The following is an 18,095-nucleotide window of genomic DNA, read 5'->3' on the forward strand; positions in this document are numbered from 1 at the left end:
CCGGCAAGCAACTCGCCAGGGTATAGGCCGCATTAAAAAACCGCCGCCCCGGAGGGCGGCGGTTATGGTCTGCCGGAAAGTGCTTTCCGATCAGTCCTGACCCATCTGCTGCTTGATCAGGTCACCGATGGTGGTCGGACCACCGCTCTCGGGCGCATCCTCACGCAGCTTCTTCAGGTTCTGACGGGTGTCGTCCTGATCCTTGGCCTTGACGGAGAGAGCGATCTGGCGGTTCTTGCGATCCACACCGATGATGCGAGCCTCGACGCTGTCGCCCTCGTTGAGGACGTTACGAGCGTCCTCGACGCGGTCGGCGCTGATCTCGGAGGCCTTGAGCACGGCGACGACATCGGTGGCAAGCTCGACCTGGGCCTGCTTGGCATCGACCTCGATCACGCGACCGGTGACGATGGAGCCCTTGTCGTTGACGGCCAGGAACTCGGAGACCGGATCGGTATCCAGCTGCTTGATACCCAGCGAGATGCGCTCACGCTCCGGATCGATGGAGAGGATCACGGCCTCGGCCTCGTCGCCCTTCTTGAACTGGCGAACCGCTTCTTCGCCGGTATCGGTCCAGGAGATGTCGGAGAGGTGAACCAGACCGTCGATGCCGCCTTCCAGGCCGATGAAGATGCCGAAGTCAGTGATCGACTTGATGGTGCCGGCAACACGATCGCCCTTGTTGTAGGTGGCGCTGAAGGTTTCCCAGGGATTCGCGGTGCACTGCTTGATACCCAGGGAGATACGACGGCGCTCCTCGTCGATATCCAGGACCATGACGTCCACATCGTCGCCGACCTGGACGACCTTGGACGGATGGATGTTCTTGTTGGTCCAGTCCATCTCGGAGACGTGGACCAGACCCTCGACACCCTCTTCCAGCTCGGCGAAGCAGCCGTAGTCGGTGAGGTTGGTGACGGTGGCGTGAACCTTGGTGCCTTCCGGGTAACGATCCTTGATGTTGACCCACGGATCCTCGCCCAGCTGCTTCAGGCCCAGGGAGACGCGGTTGCGCTCGCGGTCGAACTTGAGCACCTTGACGGTGATCTCGTCGCCCACGGCCACGATCTCGCTCGGATGCTTGATGCGCTTCCAGGCCATATCGGTAATGTGCAGCAGGCCATCCACGCCGCCCAGGTCGACGAAGGCGCCGTAATCGGTAAGGTTCTTGACGATACCGATGATCTGCTGGCCTTCCTGCAGGGTGGCGAGCAGGGCCTCACGCTCGGCGCTGTTCTCGGCCTCGAGCACGGCACGACGGGAAACGACAACGTTGTTGCGCTTCGGGTCGAGCTTGATGACCTTGAAGTCGAGTTCCTTGTTCTCGAGGTGCGTGGTGTCGCGCACCGGACGCACGTCGACCAGGGAACCCGGCAGGAAGGCACGGATGGAGTCGACGTCGACGGTGAAGCCGCCCTTGACCTTGCCGTTGATCACGCCCTTGACGATCTCGTCCTTCTCGAAGGCGGCTTCCAGCACCTTCCACGCTTCGGCACGCTTGGCCTTCTCGCGGGAGAGGCGGGTCTCGCCGAAACCGTCCTCGACGGCTTCCAGGGCGACGTGGACTTCGTCACCGACTGCGATGGCCAGTTCGCCGTTCTCGTCACGGAACTGGGCCGAGGGGATCTGACCTTCGGACTTCAGGCCGGCATTGACGGTGACCCAGTCACCCTCGATGTCGACGACGGTAGCCACGACGATGGCGCCGGGCTCCATGTTGATGTCCTGGAGAGACTGTTCAAAAAGTTCAGCAAAGCTTTCGCTCATGATGTTCCTACGTGATCAACGTTAAAGTGCGGCGGAGCCGCTTCCTCCGCACCACCAGCGAGTGCGGGCCTTATTCACCAAACCCCCGGAGATGTTGGCGCTGGTTCGACCTGGCTCGGCTCTCGGCTTACGGTGCCGAGCCACGTCATCACATGCTGCCGGAGGCGCCGCAAGGGAGTTTCAGGCGTCCCGGAGCAGACCGCGTTGGGTCAGAAGCTCCGTCAGCCGATCCACCACTTCCGGTATCGTCAGGCGCGTGGTATCAAGCATGATGGCGTCATCGGCCGGCTTGAGTGGCGCCACGCTGCGCTGCATATCGCGGGCGTCGCGCGCCTGAATCTCCTTCAAAAGACTCGATAGACTAGCATCCACCCCCGCTTCTCGCAACTGGCGCTGGCGGCGATGGGCGCGTTCCTCGGCACTCGCCGTGAGAAATATCTTCAGTGGCGCATCGATGAAGACCACGGTACCCATGTCGCGCCCGTCGGCCACCAGCCCGGGGGGCTTGCGGAAGTCGCGCTGGCGGCTCAGCAGCGCCTCGCGCACCGACCGCAGCGCGGCGACCCGCGAGGCGGCATCGCCCACCTGCTCGGTGCGGATGGTGGTGGTGGCGTCATCCCCCTCGAGCATCACCCGGGTGGCCACGTCCTCGGCGACGAACACCACGTCGAGGTGGCGGGCCACCTCGGCGAGGCCGGCCTCGTCATCCAGGGCCACGCCATGCTTGCCGGCGGCCAGGGCGGTCAGGCGATAGAGGGCGCCGCTGTCGAGCAGGTGCCAGCCCAGCCGCTCGGCGACCAGGCGACTGATGGTGCCCTTGCCGGCGCCGCCGGGGCCATCGATGGCCAGCACCGGCGCCTGAGTCAGTGTCCGGGGTTCACTCATGCGCCCTCCTCGCTCGACTCTTCCTGCAGTGTCAGCCCCACCTTGCGCGCCAGGTCCACGAACCCGGGGAAGGAGGTGGCCACGTTGGCGCAGTCATCGATGACGATCTCTGCGCTCGCCCGCAGGCCGGCGATGGTGAACGCCATGGCGATGCGGTGATCCTCGAGGCTATCGATACGACCGCCGCCGTAGTTGGATCCCTCGAGTCGGCCCCCTCCCGCGATATCGATGCCGTCGGGATACAGGCTGTGCTCGACGCCGATGGCGGCCAGGCCGTCGGCCATGGCCTGCAGCCGGTCGGACTCCTTGACCCTGAGCTCCTCGGCCCCGCGCAGCCGGGTAGTGCCCTCGGCATTCGCGGCGGCGATGAACAGCGCGGGAAACTCGTCGATGGCCAGCGGCACCTGATCCACCGGGATCTCGATGCCCTTGAGGGGGGCGTAGCGGATATGCAGGTCGGCCACCGGCTCGCCGCCCACCTCGCGCTCGTTCGCAAGGCGCAGGTCGGCGCCCATCAGCGTGAGGATATTGATCACGCCGATGCGGGTCGGGTTGATGCCGACGTGCTCCAGCACCAGGTCGGACCCGGGGGTGATCGCCGCCGCCACCAGGAAGAAGGTGGCCGAGGAGATGTCGCTGGGCACGTCGATGGGCGCGGCAGTCAGCTTGCCGCCCCCCTCGAGCCAGCAGGTGTCGCCTTCGCGGTGGACCGCGTAGCCGAACCCGGTCAGCATTCGCTCGGTATGGTCGCGGGTCGGTGCCGGCTCGCGCACCCGGGTCTCGCCTTCGGCGTAGAGGCCGGCGAGCAGCAGGCAGGACTTCACCTGGGCGCTGGCCATGGGCATGTCGTAGGTGAGGCCCTTGAGCACACGACCGCCATGGAGATGCAGCGGCGGGCGGCCGCCCTCGGCGGTGTCGATCTCGGCCCCCATCAGGCGCAACGGGTCGGCCACCCGGTTCATGGGGCGCTTGGTCAGCGAGGCGTCACCGGTGAGCTCGGTGTCGAACGCCTGGCCGGCGAGCAGCCCGGCGAACAGCCGCATGGCGGTGCCAGCATTGCCCACATAGAGGGGGCCGGAGGGCGCCTTGAGGCCGTGCATGCCCACGCCGTGTACGGTCACGCGGCCCTGATGGGGGCCCTCGATGGCCACGCCCATCTCGCGGAACGCCTGCAGGGTCGCCAGGCTGTCCTCGCCCTCCAGGAAGCCCTTGATCTCGGTGATCCCCTCGGCCAGGGCGCCGAGCATGATGGAGCGGTGGGAGATCGACTTGTCGCCGGGCACGCGGATGCGTCCGACCACGGCGCCGCCGGGGCTCACCCGGTAACGCAGCTTGCCTTGCTGTTGCATCTGGTATTCCGCCTGATAACTGGTCTTGTTGAGCAGGGATTCGAAGTAGTGCCGGGCGTGGCTGGCGCGATCGAAGGTCGCCAGCATGGCGTCGCCGTCGCCGCGCTCCACGGCGTCGCGCAGCCGCGCCACGCCGGCCTCGAAGTCATCGAGAGAGGCCAGCACGGCGTCGCGGTTGGCGGTGAAGATATCGCGCCACATCACCGGGTCGCTGCCGGCGATGCGGGTGAAGTCGCGAAAGCCGCCGGCGGCGTAGCGGAAGATCTCGAGCCGCTCGTCCTGGCGTGCCAGGGTGTCCACCAGCGAGAAGGCCAGCAGGTGTGGCAGGTGACTGGTCCGGGCCAGCACCTGGTCGTGGCGTGCCACGTCCATCTCCAGCACCTCGGCACCGCATGCCGTCCACAGGGCGCGCACGCGGGCAAGCGCCCCCGGATCGGTATCCGGCTCGGGCGTGAGGATCACCTTGTGGTCGACATAGAGCCGGGGGTTGGCCGCCGCCACGCCGCTCTTCTCGGAGCCGGCGATGGGGTGGCCGAGCACCAGGTTTGGCGGTACCCGGCCGAAGGCGGCGATGGCGCAGTCGCGAATGGCGGCCTTGGTGCTGCCCACGTCGGTGATCACCACGCCGGGGGCGGCGCGCTCGAGCAGGCCGGCGAGCTCGGTCATCACGCCGCGCATGGCCAGCACCGGCACCGCCAGCACCACCAGGGTGACGCCGTCGATGACGTTCTCGAGGCGAGTGTCGCCGCCGTCGATCAGCCCCATCTCGATGCCGCGGGCGATCTCGTCCGGGTCCGGGTCACAAGAGAGAATGGTGCCCCCAAAGCCGGCGGCGCTCTCTTGATTCGCCCCGAAGCCGGCGGCGCGCAGGGCCGCGGCCAGGGAGCCGCCGATCAGGCCCAGGCCGACGATCAGGATGCGGGTCTCGTCGACCTCGCGGTTCACGCTCTCCGCCATGCCTAGAGTACGCCGACCGGGTAGGAGCCCAGCACCTTGACCTCGGCGGCACGCAGACGCACCTCCTCCAGCACCGCGGCGACACGCGGCTCGTCGCGGTGCCCCTTGAAGTCGATGAAGAAGACGTAATTCCACACGCCGCTGCGCGACGGGCGCGTCTCCAGGCGGGTCATGTCGATCTGGTGGCGATGGAAGGGTTCGAGCAGGTCGTGCAGCGCACCCGGCTGGTTGCGCATGGCCACCACGATGGAGGTCTTGTCCTCCCCGGACATGGGCACGTCCTGGTTGCCGATGATCAAGAAGCGCGTGGAGTTGTCCGGACGATCCTCGATCTTCTCGGCGAGGCGGGTCAGGCCGTAGAGCTTGGCCGACATGTCGCCGGCGATGGCCGCACTGTGCCACTCGGTCTTGACCAGGCGCGCCGCCTCGCCGTTGGAGGAGACCGGCACCCGCTCGGCCTGGGGATAGTGGGCGTCGAGCCACTTGCGGCACTGGGCGAAGGACTGCGGATGCGAGTAGATGCGCGAGACCTTGTCCCGGCGGGTGGTCTCGGCCACCAGCAGGTGATGGTGGATACGCAGCACCACCTCGCCGCAGATGCGCAGACCGGAGTCCATGAAGGAGTCCAGGGTGTGGTTGATCACGCCCTCGGTAGAGTTCTCCACCGGCACCACGCCGTAGTTGACCGCACCGGCCTCCACCTCGCGGAACACCTCATCGATGGCCGCCATGGGCAGGCTGACCGCGCTCTCGCCGAAGTGCTTGAGGGTGGCCTGCTGGGTGAAGGTGCCCTCCGGCCCCAGGTAGGCGACCTTGATGGGCTGCTCCAGGGCCAGGCAGGCGGACATGATCTCGCGGAACAGCCGCGCCACCTCCTCGCTGTCCAGTGGCCCCTTGTTGAGCGCCATGATCCGGCGCAGCACCTGGGCCTCGCGCTCGGGGCGATAGAACACCGCCCCGGCGTCGGCGGCGGTCTTGACCTGGGCGACCCGCTGGGCGCACTCGGCGCGCTCGTTCATCAGCGTCAGCAGCTGGCTGTCCAGGTCGTCGATGCGGTCGCGCAGTGCATCGAGGTCGATGGGGGTGTCACTCATGGTTTTATCAGCCCCTTCTGTTTTCGAAATCGGCCATGAAGTCGATCAGCGCATCCACGGCGGCCTCGGGCACGGCGTTGTAGAGGCTCGCCCGCATCCCGCCCACGCTGCGGTGGCCCTTGAGGTTGAGCAGCCCGGCCTCTTCAGCCTCCGCCAGGAACGGCTTGTCCAGGCGGTCGTCCGCCAGCACGAAAGGCACGTTCATGCGCGAGCGGTTGGCCGTCGCGATGGGGTTCGAGTAGAGCCCGCTGCCGTCGATGGCCGCGTAGAGCTTCTCGGCCTTGCGGGCGTTGATCGCCTCCATGGCCGAGAGCCCACCGATGTCATCCTTGAGCCACTCGAACACCAGCCCCGCCAGGTACCAGCTGTAGGTGGCCGGGGTATTGACCATGGAGCCGGCCTCGGCCAGGGCCTTGTAGCCGAACAGCGAGGGCATGTCGGCCCGCGCGCGATCGAGCAGGTCGTCGCGCACGATCACCACCACCAGGCCGGCGGGGCCGATGTTCTTCTGGGCCCCGGCGTAGATGACACCGAACCGCGAGACATCCAGCGGGCCCGAGAGGATCGACGAGGACATGTCGCAGACCAGCGGCACCTCGCGGCCGTCCGGACGCATCGCCCGGGGGGTATAGTCGAAGGCCAGCCCGCCGATGGTCTCGTTAGCGGTGTAGTGCAGGTAGCCGGCATCACCGGAGAGCTCCAGCTGCTCCGGGCGCGGTACCGCGGTGTTGCCGCCGGCCTCGCTGGAAGCCGCCACATGGACGTCGCCGAACAGGTGGCGCGCCTCGGCGATGGCCTTGCGGCTCCAGATGCCGGTATCGACGAAGTTGGCGCTGCCCCCCTGGCCGAGCAGGTTGAAGGGCACCGCGGCGAACTGCTGGGTCGCCCCGCCCTGGGTGAAGAGCACCTTGTAGTTGGCGGGAATCGCCAGCAGCTCGCGCAGGTCGGCCTCGGCCTTCTCGGCGATGGCGACATACTCCGGCGAGCGGTGGCTCATCTCCATCACCGACAGGCCGTGGCCACGGTAGTCGAGCATCTCGTCGCGGGCCCGCTCCAGCACCGCGGTAGGCAGCGCCGCCGGGCCGGCGCAGAAGTTGTGGTGGCGAATCGGGGACAGACCCCCATTTCCCTTATTCCCCATCTTGCTCCCCTTCATTGCCCTTCCCATCGAAATGGGGGTCTGTCCCCGATTCCTCCGATTCCTCGGGCTCGTCGATGCGCACCGTCTTGACCAGCTTCTCGTCGTTGCCCAGGCGGATAAGCATCACGCCCTGGGTGTTGCGCGAAGTGGTCGAGACCTCCTCGACCCGAGTGCGCACCAGGGTGCCGCGGTCGGTGATCAGCATCATCTCGTCGGAGGAGTAGACCTGCATCGCGGCGACGAGGGCGCCATTACGCTCGCTGGTCTGCATGGCGATCACGCCCTGGCCGCCGCGACCGCGCAGCGGGAACTCCTCCAGGCGTGAGCGCTTGCCGTAGCCGTTCTCGGAGGCGGTGAGGATATAGATCTGGCCACCGTTGGCGTGCTCGACGACGGTGCCCTCCTCGTCCTCGCTCTCCGCCTCTCCCTCAAAGCCCGCCTCGGCATCGATCAGCTGGCTCTGGGGGATGATCAGGCTGATCACCTCGGCATCGTCGAGCAGGCGCATGCCGCGCACCCCTCGGGCGGTGCGGCCCATGGCGCGCACATTGCCCTCCTCGAAGCGGATCGCCTTGCCGTTGGACGAGAGCAGCATGACGTGGTCGGAGCCCGAGGTGATGGCGGCGCCGATCAGGCGATCGCCCTCCTCCAGATCGATGGCGATCAGGCCCACACTGCGCGGCCGCGAGAACTGCTCGAGGCTGGTGCGCTTGACGGTACCGCGGGCGGTGGCGAAGAAGATGTAGTTCTCAGGGTCATAGTGGCGCACCGGCAGGATGGCGTTGATCGCCTCACCCTCGTCCAGCGGCAGCATGTTGACCAGCGGCTTGCCCCGCGAGCCGCGACTGGCCACCGGCATCTCGTAGACCTTGAGCCAGTAGACCTTGCCGCGGTTGGAGAACAGCAGCACGGTGTCGTGGGTGGACGCCACCAGCAGGTGCTCGATGACGTCCTCGTCCTTCATGGCCGTGGCCGACTTGCCGCGCCCGCCGCGGCGCTGGGCCTGGTAGTCGGACAGCGGCTGGGTCTTGGCGTAGCCGGTGCGCGACACGGTGACCACCATGTCCTCCTCGGCGATCAGGTCCTCCATGGAGAGGTCGAGATGGCTGGCCTGGATCTCGGTCTTGCGCGGGTTGCCGAACTGGTCGCGCACCGCGATCAGCTCCTCGCGAATCACCTCGAGCAGGCGCTCGGCGGAGGCCAGGATCGCCATCAGCTCGGCGATCTTCTCGAGGATGCCCAGGTACTCATCGAGCAGCTTCTCGGTCTCCAGGCCGGTCAGGCGGTGCAGGCGCAGCTCGAGGATGGCCTGGGCCTGGGCCGGGGAGAGCCGGTACTGGCTGCCGGCCTGGTCGAGGCCGAAGCCCTCCTCGAGATCCTCGGGCTTGCAGGAGGTGGCGCCGGCACGCTCGAGCATGCCGGTGACCTGCCCCGGCGGCCAGGTGCGGGCGAGCAGCTTCTCCTTGGCCTCGGCGGCGTTGGGCGAGGCCTTGATCAGCTCGATGACCTCGTCGATATTGGAGATGGCGACGGTGAGGCCCTCGAGGATATGGCCCCGCTCGCGCGCCTTGCGCAGTTCATAGAGGGTGCGCCGGGTGACCACTTCACGGCGGTGGCGAATGAACGCCTCGAGGATCTCCTTGAGATTGAGGATCTTCGGCTGACCGTTATCGATGGCCACCATATTGATGCCGAACACGGTCTGCAGCTGCGTCTGGGCGAAGAGGTTGTTGACCACCACCTCGCCGGATTCGCCGCGCTTGACCTCGATCACCACCCGCAGGCCGTCCTTGTCGGACTCGTCGCGCAGCTCGGCGATGCCCTCGATTTTCTTGTCCTTGACCAGCTCGGCGATCTTCTCGATCAGACGCGCCTTGTTCACCTGGTAGGGAAGCTCGTTGACGATGATATGGTCGCGACCACTCTTGTCGTCATGCTCGATGGTGTGGCAGGCGCGCACGTAGATGCGCCCGCGGCCGGTACGGTAGGCCTCGAGGATGCCGGCACGGCCATTGATGATGGCCCCGGTGGGGAAGTCCGGCCCGGTGATATGCTCCATCAGGTCGTCGACGGAGAGGGTGTAGTCGTCGATCAGCGCCAGGCAACCATTGATGATCTCACCCATGTTGTGGGGCGGGATATTGGTCGCCATGCCCACGGCGATGCCCGAGGAGCCGTTGATCAGCAGGTTGGGCACCTTGGTCGGCAGCACATCGGGGATGCGCTCGGTACCATCGTAGTTGTCGACCCAGTCGACGGTCTCCTTCTCCAGGTCGGCCAGCAGCTCGTGGGCCAGGCGCGACATGCGCACCTCGGTGTAACGCATCGCCGCGGCGCTGTCGCCGTCGATGGAACCGAAGTTGCCCTGGCCGTCGACCAGCACGTGGCGCATGGAGAAGTCCTGGGCCATGCGCACGATGGTGTCATAGACGGCACTGTCACCGTGGGGGTGATATTTACCGATGACATCGCCCACCACGCGGGCCGACTTCTTGTAGGGCTTGTTCCAGTCGTTGCCGAGTTCGTGCATCGCGAACAGCACGCGCCGGTGTACCGGCTTGAGGCCATCGCGCACATCCGGCAGCGCCCGGCCGATGATCACGCTCATCGCGTAATCGAGGTACGACTGTTTCAGTTCGTCCTCGATATTGACTGGCAGAATCTCTCTGGCGATGTCACCCATGGGTCGTCGAATCCTTTGCACTGCAGGAGGTTGGCCGCCCGCCGTGGCGTTGCCCGGGGCGCCATAACAGCCTCACATCATACCACTCCGGCACGGGCAAAGGGAGCTGGCTGTTCCAGCCTGGAGCCCATCGACCTACTCCACGACGAGCGGAGCCAGCAGGTCGTGCAGCTCGCCCTCAATGGGGATGGCTCGGTTGGCGGCCACGTCGAGCAGCACGAAGGTGATGGTGGCGCGACTCACCAGGGCATCATCGCCCCGCCGGCGGATCTCCTGGGCCATGCGCGCGCTGCGCCTGCCCAGCTCGCAGATCCGGCTGGCGACCTCGAGGTCGTCACCGGCCACCGCCGCGGCGCAGTAGTCGATATTGACGTTCACCGCCACGAAGGCCACGTCGCCGCGTTGCAGGCGGCGAAACAGCTCGGGGCGATCGTCGAAGTAGGCCCAGCGCCCCTCCTCCAAGAACTCCAGGTAGCGGGCGTTGTTGACGTGGCCATAGCCGTCGAGGTGATAGCCGCGCACGCGCAGCGAGGTTCGGGAAATCTGGCTGTCCATGGAGTATCGCTCCTGCAGGGGGAAAGCCTCGATTCTAGGCATCGACGCGCCCCGATTTCAAACACACGTTTTACATCTCGCCCGGGATCGACGCTGGTACCTCCGCGCCCCTTCGGTGATAATGGCGACCCTTTTCTCCGGGAAAAATGCTTCATGTGGTTCAAGCACTTACACCTTTATCGGCTGCACGACGCGCCCGAGCTGGACGCCGCCACCCTGGAAGAGGCCCTGGCCGAGCAGGCCGCCCGCCCGCTGGGTGGCCAGGATCCCCGCCGCCTGGGCTGGACCTTCCCCGGCGGTCGCGCCGACACCGCCCGCCTGCACGAGCTGCAGGGCCAACGCCTGCTCAGCGCACTGCGCCAGGAGCGCCTGCTGCCCGCCAGCGTGGTCAAGGAGGAGGTCGATGAGCGCGCCGCCGAGGTGGAGGCCCGCGAGGGCCGCAAGTTACGTCGCCAGGAGAAGATCGCCATCAAGGAGCAGGTGGTCGAGGAACTGCTGCCGCGTGCCTTCGTGCGCAGCCAGAAGATCGACCTGTGGTGGGACACCCGGCGGCGGCTGATCGGCATCAACGCAAGCTCTCGCACCCGCGCCGAGGAACTCCTCGACCTGCTGCGCGAGACCCTGGGCAGCCTCAAGGTCACGCCGCTGGCGACCCAGGTGCTGCCCATGCGGGCCATGACCCAGTGGCTCACCGACCCCGCCTCGCGTCCCGCCGACCTGGTGATGGGCGACCAGGTGGAGCTCAAGGCCAAGGGCGACGACGGCGTGCTGCGGGCCCGCCAGGTGGACCTCGACAGCGACGAGATCCAGCAACTGCTCGAGAGCGGCCGCCAGGCCAGCAAGCTGGCCGTGGAGGTCGAGGGGCGACTAAGCTTCGTGCTGCATGACGACCTGGCGCTTAAGTCGCTGCGCTTCGGCGATGCCCTGATCGACGAGGCCAACGCCAGCGACGACGGCGACGATGCCCTGCTGCGCCTGGACACCGACTTCGTGCTGATGGCCCAGGCCCTGGGCGAGAACACCGAGCGCCTCATCGCCTGGCTGGGCGGCGAGGCCGGCACCTCAAGCGACGCCTGACCACCATGACCGAGAATCGACCCCACAGCGACGCCCAGGACCCCTGGGCCGAGATCCGTCCCTACAACGACGACGAGGTCGCCGGAGTACTGGCGCGCCTGACCCATGAGCCGGAACTGCTCGATGCGCTGACCCGCTTCCGCCTGCCGCGCCTCTCGCGCGTCATGCCTGGCCTCTCACGCACCCTGGCCAGCCTGGCGCTGCGCCGCCAGGCGCGCGGCGTGGCGAGCGTCAAGGACTTCCAGCAGCGCATCGCCAGCTACATGGAGCGGATGATCCGCACCTCTACCGACGCGTTCGAGACCGAGGGCCTGGATGCCCTGGACGACGATACCGCCTACCTGTTCATCGGCAACCACCGCGACATCTCCCTGGACCCGGCCTTCGTCAACTACGCCCTCTACCTGGCCGGGCGCGACACGGTGCGCATCGCCATCGGCGACAACCTGCTCAAGAAGCCCTACGTCACCGACCTGATGCGCCTCAACAAGAGCTTCATCGTGCCACGCAGCGCCCGCGGCAAGCGCGCCATGCTGGCCGCCTACCAGAAGCTCTCCAGTTATATCCGCCACTCCATCACCGCCGACAACCACTCGATCTGGATGGCCCAGCGTGAGGGGCGCGCCAAGGATGGCATCGACCGCACCGACCCGGCGATCATCAAGATGATGACCATGGCGCGGCGCGCCGAGGATCGCCAGGCGAGTCTGGGCGAGGCGATCGCCGAGCTGCGCCTGGTGCCGGTGGCGATCAGCTACGAGTACGACCCCTGCGACGTGCAGAAGGCCCGCGAACTGCATGCGGTGCACTCCAGCGGCGCCTACGAGAAGGGGCAGTACGAGGATATCCAGTCCATCGTCGCCGGCATCACCGGCCACAAGGGCCGCGTCAGGCTCAGCTTCGGGACGCCGCTCGATGCCTCCTTCGGCGCACCAGACGCCGTCGCCGCCGAGATCGACCGCCAGGTGCTCGAGGGCTATCACCTCTTCCCCAGCCACTACCTGGCGCTGGAGACACTGGGTGTGGCCCCCGAGCTCGTGGACCTCGCCGAGGTGAGCGACGCCGACCGAGCCCGCTTCCAGGCCCGCCTGCAGCAGGTGCCCGAAACACTGCGCCACTGGTGGCTGGCCCAGTACGCCAATCCGGTGCTCAACAGGGCGGGTCGCGAGCCCTTCGATCCTGCCGAGGCCGAGCGAAGCGAGCGAGCCGAATAGACCAATTGCGCCGAGGGTGCCGAGTCAGCCCCGGCATGAGGCTCGCAATGGTGTGCCTGGCCACCTAGACTTCAGCAAACCCTGATTCACCCCAGAGACCTTCATGTCCGACACCCTGCCCGCCTCGCCCCGCCCGCTCGCCTCGCAGGCGCGCCGCCGCTTCCTGGCGGGTCTGGGTGGCATGGTGCTGGCCGCGGGGCTTGGCCTGCGGATACCGGCGGTGGACGCCAACCTCGACCCTTCCCGCCTGCGCCAGAGCATGCAGCGGCTGTATGGCCAAGGCGGCCTGGCCGTGCTCGAGGAGTGGTTCGCGCTGCTCGACCGCCTGGCCGGTGCCGACCTGCGGAGCCAGCTCAAGGGGGTCAACGACTTCTTCAACCGCCGGGTGCGCTGGGTGGACGACGACAAGAACTGGGGGCCGGTGGATCACTGGGCCACACCGCTGGAGACCCTGGGCCAGGGCAAGGGCGACTGCGAGGACTATTCCATCGCCAAATACGTCACCCTCAAGCAGCTTGGGGTGCCGGGCAACCAGCTGCGCATGATCTATGTAAAGGCGCGTATCGGCCGCAGCAACATCACCCAGGCGCACATGGTGCTGGGCTGGTACGAGACACCCTCGGCCCAGCCGCTGGTCCTCGACAACCTGGTGCCGTCGATCACCCCCGCCGAGCAGCGCACGGACCTCGACCCGCTGTTCAGTTTCAATAGCCAGGGGCTATGGGCCGGCGGCAGCAGCCAGTCACGCGCCGACCCGCTGGCCCGACTCTCGCGCTGGCGCGGGGTCATCGACCGCATGCGTGACCAGGGATTCATCTGAACCGGGTGCCACACCCGTGGGGAGAACAACGACCATGTCGCTAATCAAGCAGCTCTGGCTCACCGTCATCATCCTGCTGCTGCTCGCCTTCGGTGGCAGCCTGTTCATCGGCGTGACCACCAGCCGTGGCTACATCGAGCAGGAAGTCGAGATCAAGAACCGCGACAACGCCAACGCCCTGGCGCTGACCATGAGCCAGATGGAGAAGGACCCGGTCACCATCGGCCTGCTGCTGGCAGCGCAGTTCGATACCGGCCACTACCGGCGCATCGAGCTGCGCGATCCCGAAGGCGATATCATCGACCTGCGCGAGGGCCCCGAGGAGGTCGCCGACGTGCCGGGATGGTTCGTCAACCTGGTCAGCTTCGAGGTGCCCGCCGGTCGCGCCGTGATCCAGGATCGCTGGAACCAGTACGGCACTCTAACCCTGGAGAGCCAGCACAGCTTCGCCTATCGCTCCCTGTGGCGCAGCACCCTGGAGCTGATGGGCTGGTTCGCCCTGGCCGGCGTGATCAGCCTGGCGCTGGCGGCCTGGATCGTGCGCACCATCCGCCGCCCGCTGCGCCAGGTGGTCGAGCAGGCCCGAGACATCGGCGACCGTCGCTTCACCACCTCCCCGGAACCGCGCACCCGCGAGCTCAAGGAGGTGGTGCAGGCCATGAACCAGCTCTCCGGCTCGGTGGCCGAGATGCTGGGCCGCGAGAGCGAGCGCCTCGACCTGCTGCGCAAGCGGCTGCAGCACGACCCGGTCTCCGGCGTACTCAACCGCGAGACCTTCATGCATCAGCTGCGCATCATGCTGGAGAGCAGCGGCCGCCGCGCCACCGGCACCCTGTTGATGGTGCGTGTCGCGCAGCTGGGCGAAGTCAGCGAACACCTCGGCCACGCCGAGACCGACAAGCTGCTGCACGCCCTGGCCCAGGACCTCGAGCAGCTCGGTGATATCCGCGGCGAGGGCATCGCAGGGCGCCTCTCCGGCACCGACTTCGCCCTGCTGCTGCCGGCCGACACCGATACCACCGCCATTGGCCAGGAGCTGACCCAACGGCTGGCCACCCTCAAGCAGGAGCGGCAGGGCTTCCGCCTGGCCCTGCCCTCTGCGCTGATCGCCTACGCTCAGGGCGACCGCCCCCGTGCCCTGCTGGCAAGCCTGGACGGCGCCCTCTCCACCGCCGAGAACCGCGGCGACCTCGCCCAGCTGGTGGCCGAGGGTACCCAGCGCGTGCCTCTCTACCAGAGTCATACCGAGTGGCGTCAGGCCCTGACCCAGGCGCTGGAGGATGGCGTCTACCTCGGCCGCTTCCCGGTGCTCGACGCCGAGGGCACGCTGCTGCACCTGGAGTGCCCCTCGCGCCTGCGCCTCAAGGGGGAATGGCGGCCCGCCGGCATCTTCATGCCGTGGATCTCGCGCCTCGGCCTGGACGCCCGCCTCGACCTGGCGGTTGCCCGGGAGACGCTGCGCGAGATCAACCGCCACGGCAAGCCGCTGGGCATCAACCTCTCCCCCGCCTCGGTGCGCGACGGCCGCTTCGTGATGGACCTGAGCGGCCTGCTGCAGAGCAACCGCGAGGCCGCCCGCCAGCTGTGGATCGAGGTCCCCGAGGCCATGGTGATCCACGACCTGGAGAGCTTCCGCAGCCTGTGCCGCCAGCTGCAGCCGTTCGGCTGCAAGCTCGGCCTCGAGCACGTCGGTCGCGAGTTCCGCCGTATCTCCGACCTCAAGGACCTGGGGCTCGCCTACCTCAAGATCGACGCCTCGCTGGTCAAGGGCATCGCCGAGAGCCCCGAACGCCAGACCCTGCTGCGCGGCATGGCCACCCTCTGCCACTCCATCGGCATCCTGGCCATCGCCGAGGGCGTCGACAGCCTGCAGGAGTCCGAGCTGGTCCACGAGCTCGGCATCGACGGCGTCACCGGCCCCGGCATCCGCCAGCTCGACCGCCCCGGCGGCTGAGAAACAGCCCCTACGACGAGAAGCGCCGCCTGGCAAACAAACCCGGCGGCGTTTTTGGTTGTGGAAGGCCGGGTTACCTTGCTGTTCGACGCCTCTACGAATGGCGCCTTGTGGGAGGCCGGGTCCCCCGGGCGAATGGCGCCGACAGGCGCCCCGGCTGGCTCCTCCCTTCCCCTCTCAGATCACCCCACTCTCCTCGTCTTCCGACCCCACCAGATGCAACCCATTGAGCCGACGACGCAAGGACTGGCGCTCCATCACCTTCTCCTGGGCCGCCTCGGGAAGCTCCGTGAAGCTGATCACCCCCTTGTCCATCAACAGCTCGATCACGTCCTCCAGCACCCGCACGAAGGCCAGATCCGTCGCCTGGAAGTAGGCCCGCCCGTGGCTCGCCTCCTCCTCGGTCAGGAACGCCAGAAGCTCCGGCGAATCCGCCGCCAGGAACTCGTCGCACTCCGGCGTCTTATCCCGGCTGACCAGCTCGATGCGTCCGTCACCGTCGCGCTTGATGTACATGGATGAGCTCCTGAAGAGACTATGAAGGCAGCTTAGGCCTTCGGGGTATAAGACGGCAAGGCGGCTGCTTCAGAAAAGGCAGCGCCCGGCTGGGCCGGGCGCTGGTTGGGTGGTGACGGTTTACTCGATGTCGAGCTGGCCGCTGTCGATCAGGTCCTCAATTAGGGTAGCGGTGTAGGCAATACCTTCCAGCAGGATGGTCTGGTCGGCACCACTGACCCCGCTTCCATCTGAGGTCAAGCCACCGGAAGTACTGATATGCAAGATCGTATCACCACTTCCGGCATCCTCAGCCAGGATGTAAGCATCCTGCGAACCAGCCGGCATCTCGCTGAGCAGATCGATGAGGTTCAGCACATCACCTTCTGTAGCGGAGAAATCGGTAACCGTGTCCTCGGCTGGATCGGCCGCAGTACCCTGGTCGCCGAAGTTCCATACGAAGGTATCGGCTCCTAAACCTCCTGTCAGGGAGTCATTGCCAGCACCACCGATAAGAATATCTTCACCAGAGTCACCGGTCAGAGCATCCTCACCTCCCAATCCAACCAGAGTACTAGCCTGATCAGTACCAGCCGACAGACTGTTGTCACCTTCATCACCCATAAGAACCACATGATCATCGGGACTGAGGTAAATATCGATGGCATCCTTTACCAGTACCGTATCACCATCGCCGTCGATCAGGTTCAGATCAAGGACGAAGTCTACCGCTTCTCCCGGTGTGACGGCGACGCCACTGAAGCTGTTGACCGTGAAAGCGGTGCCAGCATCATAGTGAAACTCAAGGCTGCTGAACCCATCATCGGTCACGGCCGCAAGGGCAGCACCATCGACAACACCACCGATAAGAACCTGGCCATCGTAACCGGGGTTATCCCAATCGAGGGTGAACGACTGGCCACCCACCGTTGCAGACTCAGTACCAGCATAGACGGTCAGACTTTGGTTATTGTATTGGATCACCACTGCTGTGATTGGATCCACATCCCCATTACCAATCGAAATATCATCTGGGTCTGCACTGGTACCGTCATCATAATCGTCATAGGCTGCAAGACGAACCGTGCTGGTTCCCGACTTCACGCCTATGATCGCCCCAGCTCCCTGCACAGTGTAGTGGCTATCGTAGGTAATGGGACCTTGTTTGGCATCCCCAGCCAGACCTTGGACGAAATCAATTCGGATACCCTCGTTACCTCCAATCGTCATTCCCGTACCCGTAGCAAAATCATTATTGCTCGTATTTACGGTGGAACCAACTTCTGTCGGGGTTAACAAGATATCTCGATCATCACCTGTTGTGTCATCGAAGAAGAAATACGGTGAGTTACCACCATCAGGCGTATAGCCACCATCCGCCACAGAGAACGATGATGCTCCACCATCAATCTGCTGATGCAGAGTAAACGAGTACGTATCGCTCGAATCATTCACATCGGCATCGGGATTTAGCTCAACAGTGAAAACCTTATCACCTGAATTTATCGCAGCTGAAACAGCACTAAAGCTGCTATTAGCCAGTGTCGAGCCGATGAGTGTAAGCCCATCGGTGTATAGGTAAATCAGAGAACCAGACGCAGTGAGCTCTGATAGTGTTCCACTAGCGGCGATTCCGGCAAAGCTGATCGTTCCAGCCTGATCCGCCCCATAGTTGTCATCGATATTTCCATCGATATCGAGAGGGATAGCGGTTACAGCTTGACCGGCTAAGTTAACGAGATATGCCTTGTCTGGATCGACCGCGTAAGGCACGTCGTCCTGGATGTTGATGTAGATCGTGCCGGTGTCGGTGTTGCCGTTGGCGTCTGCCACCTGGTAGGTGAAGCTGTCGGCGTTGTCGACGACGTTGGTGCCATCATTCCCGGTGGTGTCGGTCACCGGACTGGTCAGCGTGTAGGTGTAGCTGCCGTCACTGTTGACCTGGATCTGGCCGTAGGTGCCGGTGGCAGAGCCCACCAGGCTGTAGGTCAGCGTGCCCACGCCACCCGTGGCGGTGACGCTGTCGCTGGCGGTCTCGGCCGGGCTGCCCGGCAGGCTGCCGGTCACTGTGCCCACCGCCAGGTCATCACCGTCGGGCAACGCA

Annotated in this window: 13 protein-coding genes; 4 read left to right on the forward strand and 9 right to left on the reverse strand. The window is 65.8% G+C overall.

Annotated elements, in window-relative coordinates:
* Positions 1-90: 90 nt before the first annotated feature.
* From rpsA to RAN53_RS13360, 7 genes are all read right to left on the reverse strand, one after another.
* Positions 91-1,767 carry a 30S ribosomal protein S1 gene (rpsA, locus tag RAN53_RS13330; protein ID WP_305797303.1) on the reverse strand — a complete coding sequence of 559 codons (1,677 nt, stop codon included), beginning with the start codon at positions 1,765-1,767 and terminating at the stop codon, positions 91-93.
* Positions 1,768-1,947: 180 nt separating this feature from the next.
* On the reverse strand, positions 1,948-2,652 hold the full coding sequence (gene cmk / locus RAN53_RS13335) for a (d)CMP kinase (RefSeq protein ID WP_305797304.1): 705 nt from the start codon (positions 2,650-2,652) through the stop codon (positions 1,948-1,950).
* Positions 2,649-4,958 carry a bifunctional prephenate dehydrogenase/3-phosphoshikimate 1-carboxyvinyltransferase gene (locus tag RAN53_RS13340; protein ID WP_305797305.1) on the reverse strand — a complete coding sequence of 770 codons (2,310 nt, stop codon included), beginning with the start codon at positions 4,956-4,958 and terminating at the stop codon, positions 2,649-2,651. Before RAN53_RS13340 ends, cmk begins: the two co-directional genes overlap by 4 nt.
* 2 nt (positions 4,959-4,960) lie before the next feature.
* Positions 4,961-6,052 (reverse strand): prephenate dehydratase, encoded by a 1,092-nt coding sequence (gene pheA, locus RAN53_RS13345; RefSeq protein ID WP_305797306.1) that lies wholly within the window; start codon positions 6,050-6,052, stop codon positions 4,961-4,963.
* Between the two features lie 7 nt (positions 6,053-6,059).
* On the reverse strand, positions 6,060-7,193 hold the full coding sequence (serC, locus tag RAN53_RS13350) for a 3-phosphoserine/phosphohydroxythreonine transaminase (protein ID WP_305797307.1): 1,134 nt from the start codon (positions 7,191-7,193) through the stop codon (positions 6,060-6,062).
* On the reverse strand, positions 7,183-9,876 hold the full coding sequence (gene gyrA, locus RAN53_RS13355; protein ID WP_305797308.1) for a DNA gyrase subunit A: 2,694 nt from the start codon (positions 9,874-9,876) through the stop codon (positions 7,183-7,185). The genes serC and gyrA overlap by 11 nt, the downstream gene beginning before the upstream one ends.
* Positions 9,877-10,011: 135 nt before the next feature.
* Positions 10,012-10,431: an acyl-CoA thioesterase gene (locus RAN53_RS13360; protein ID WP_414842987.1), complete on the reverse strand. Its 420-nt coding sequence runs from the start codon at positions 10,429-10,431 to the stop codon at positions 10,012-10,014.
* A 153-nt stretch (positions 10,432-10,584) separates the two neighbouring features.
* On the opposite strand from RAN53_RS13360, the gene RAN53_RS13365 reads away from it, so the two are divergent.
* From RAN53_RS13365 to RAN53_RS13380, 4 genes are all read left to right on the forward strand, one after another.
* Positions 10,585-11,508: a recombination-associated protein RdgC gene (locus RAN53_RS13365; protein ID WP_305797310.1), complete on the forward strand. Its 924-nt coding sequence runs from the start codon at positions 10,585-10,587 to the stop codon at positions 11,506-11,508.
* A gap of 5 nt (positions 11,509-11,513) precedes the next feature.
* Positions 11,514-12,722 (forward strand): 1-acyl-sn-glycerol-3-phosphate acyltransferase, encoded by a 1,209-nt coding sequence (locus RAN53_RS13370; RefSeq protein ID WP_305797311.1) that lies wholly within the window; start codon positions 11,514-11,516, stop codon positions 12,720-12,722.
* Positions 12,723-12,825: 103 nt separating this feature from the next.
* The gene (locus tag RAN53_RS13375) at positions 12,826-13,542 is read left to right on the forward strand and encodes a transglutaminase-like cysteine peptidase (protein ID WP_305797312.1); all 717 of its coding nucleotides are present in this window, start codon (positions 12,826-12,828) and stop codon (positions 13,540-13,542) included.
* Positions 13,543-13,576: 34 nt separating this feature from the next.
* Positions 13,577-15,496: an EAL domain-containing protein gene (locus RAN53_RS13380; RefSeq protein ID WP_305797313.1), complete on the forward strand. Its 1,920-nt coding sequence runs from the start codon at positions 13,577-13,579 to the stop codon at positions 15,494-15,496.
* Between the two features lie 177 nt (positions 15,497-15,673).
* Here the strand turns inward: RAN53_RS13380 and RAN53_RS13385 are convergent, their stop codons facing one another.
* Both RAN53_RS13385 and RAN53_RS13390 read right to left on the reverse strand, forming a co-directional pair.
* Positions 15,674-16,012: a tryptophan synthase subunit beta like protein gene (locus RAN53_RS13385; RefSeq protein ID WP_305797314.1), complete on the reverse strand. Its 339-nt coding sequence runs from the start codon at positions 16,010-16,012 to the stop codon at positions 15,674-15,676.
* Positions 16,013-16,132: 120 nt separating this feature from the next.
* On the reverse strand, positions 16,133-18,095 hold a 1,963-nt coding region (locus RAN53_RS13390), incomplete at its 5' end, for a type I secretion C-terminal target domain-containing protein (protein WP_305797315.1).

It is taken from the genome of Halomonas sp. SSL-5, from assembly GCF_030708455.1.
In the GTDB taxonomy this organism is placed as follows: Bacteria; Pseudomonadota; Gammaproteobacteria; order Pseudomonadales; family Halomonadaceae; genus Halomonas.

Excerpts from the sequence above, each read along its gene's own strand:
- RAN53_RS13370 (WP_305797311.1), top strand. The coding sequence starts at position 11,514 with ATGACCGAGAATCGACCCCACAGCGACGCCCAGGACCCCTGGGCCGAG.
- RAN53_RS13340 (WP_305797305.1), bottom strand. The coding sequence starts at position 4,958 with ATGGCGGAGAGCGTGAACCGCGAGGTCGACGAGACCCGCATCCTGATC.
- rpsA (WP_305797303.1), bottom strand. The coding sequence starts at position 1,767 with ATGAGCGAAAGCTTTGCTGAACTTTTTGAACAGTCTCTCCAGGACATC.
- gyrA (WP_305797308.1), bottom strand. The coding sequence starts at position 9,876 with ATGGGTGACATCGCCAGAGAGATTCTGCCAGTCAATATCGAGGACGAA.
- RAN53_RS13380 (WP_305797313.1), top strand. The coding sequence starts at position 13,577 with ATGTCGCTAATCAAGCAGCTCTGGCTCACCGTCATCATCCTGCTGCTG.
- RAN53_RS13360 (WP_414842987.1), bottom strand. The coding sequence starts at position 10,431 with ATGGACAGCCAGATTTCCCGAACCTCGCTGCGCGTGCGCGGCTATCAC.
- cmk (WP_305797304.1), bottom strand. The coding sequence starts at position 2,652 with ATGAGTGAACCCCGGACACTGACTCAGGCGCCGGTGCTGGCCATCGAT.
- RAN53_RS13375 (WP_305797312.1), top strand. The coding sequence starts at position 12,826 with ATGTCCGACACCCTGCCCGCCTCGCCCCGCCCGCTCGCCTCGCAGGCG.
- RAN53_RS13385 (WP_305797314.1), bottom strand. The coding sequence starts at position 16,012 with ATGTACATCAAGCGCGACGGTGACGGACGCATCGAGCTGGTCAGCCGG.
- pheA (WP_305797306.1), bottom strand. The coding sequence starts at position 6,052 with ATGAGTGACACCCCCATCGACCTCGATGCACTGCGCGACCGCATCGAC.
- RAN53_RS13365 (WP_305797310.1), top strand. The coding sequence starts at position 10,585 with ATGTGGTTCAAGCACTTACACCTTTATCGGCTGCACGACGCGCCCGAG.
- serC (WP_305797307.1), bottom strand. The coding sequence starts at position 7,193 with ATGGGGAATAAGGGAAATGGGGGTCTGTCCCCGATTCGCCACCACAAC.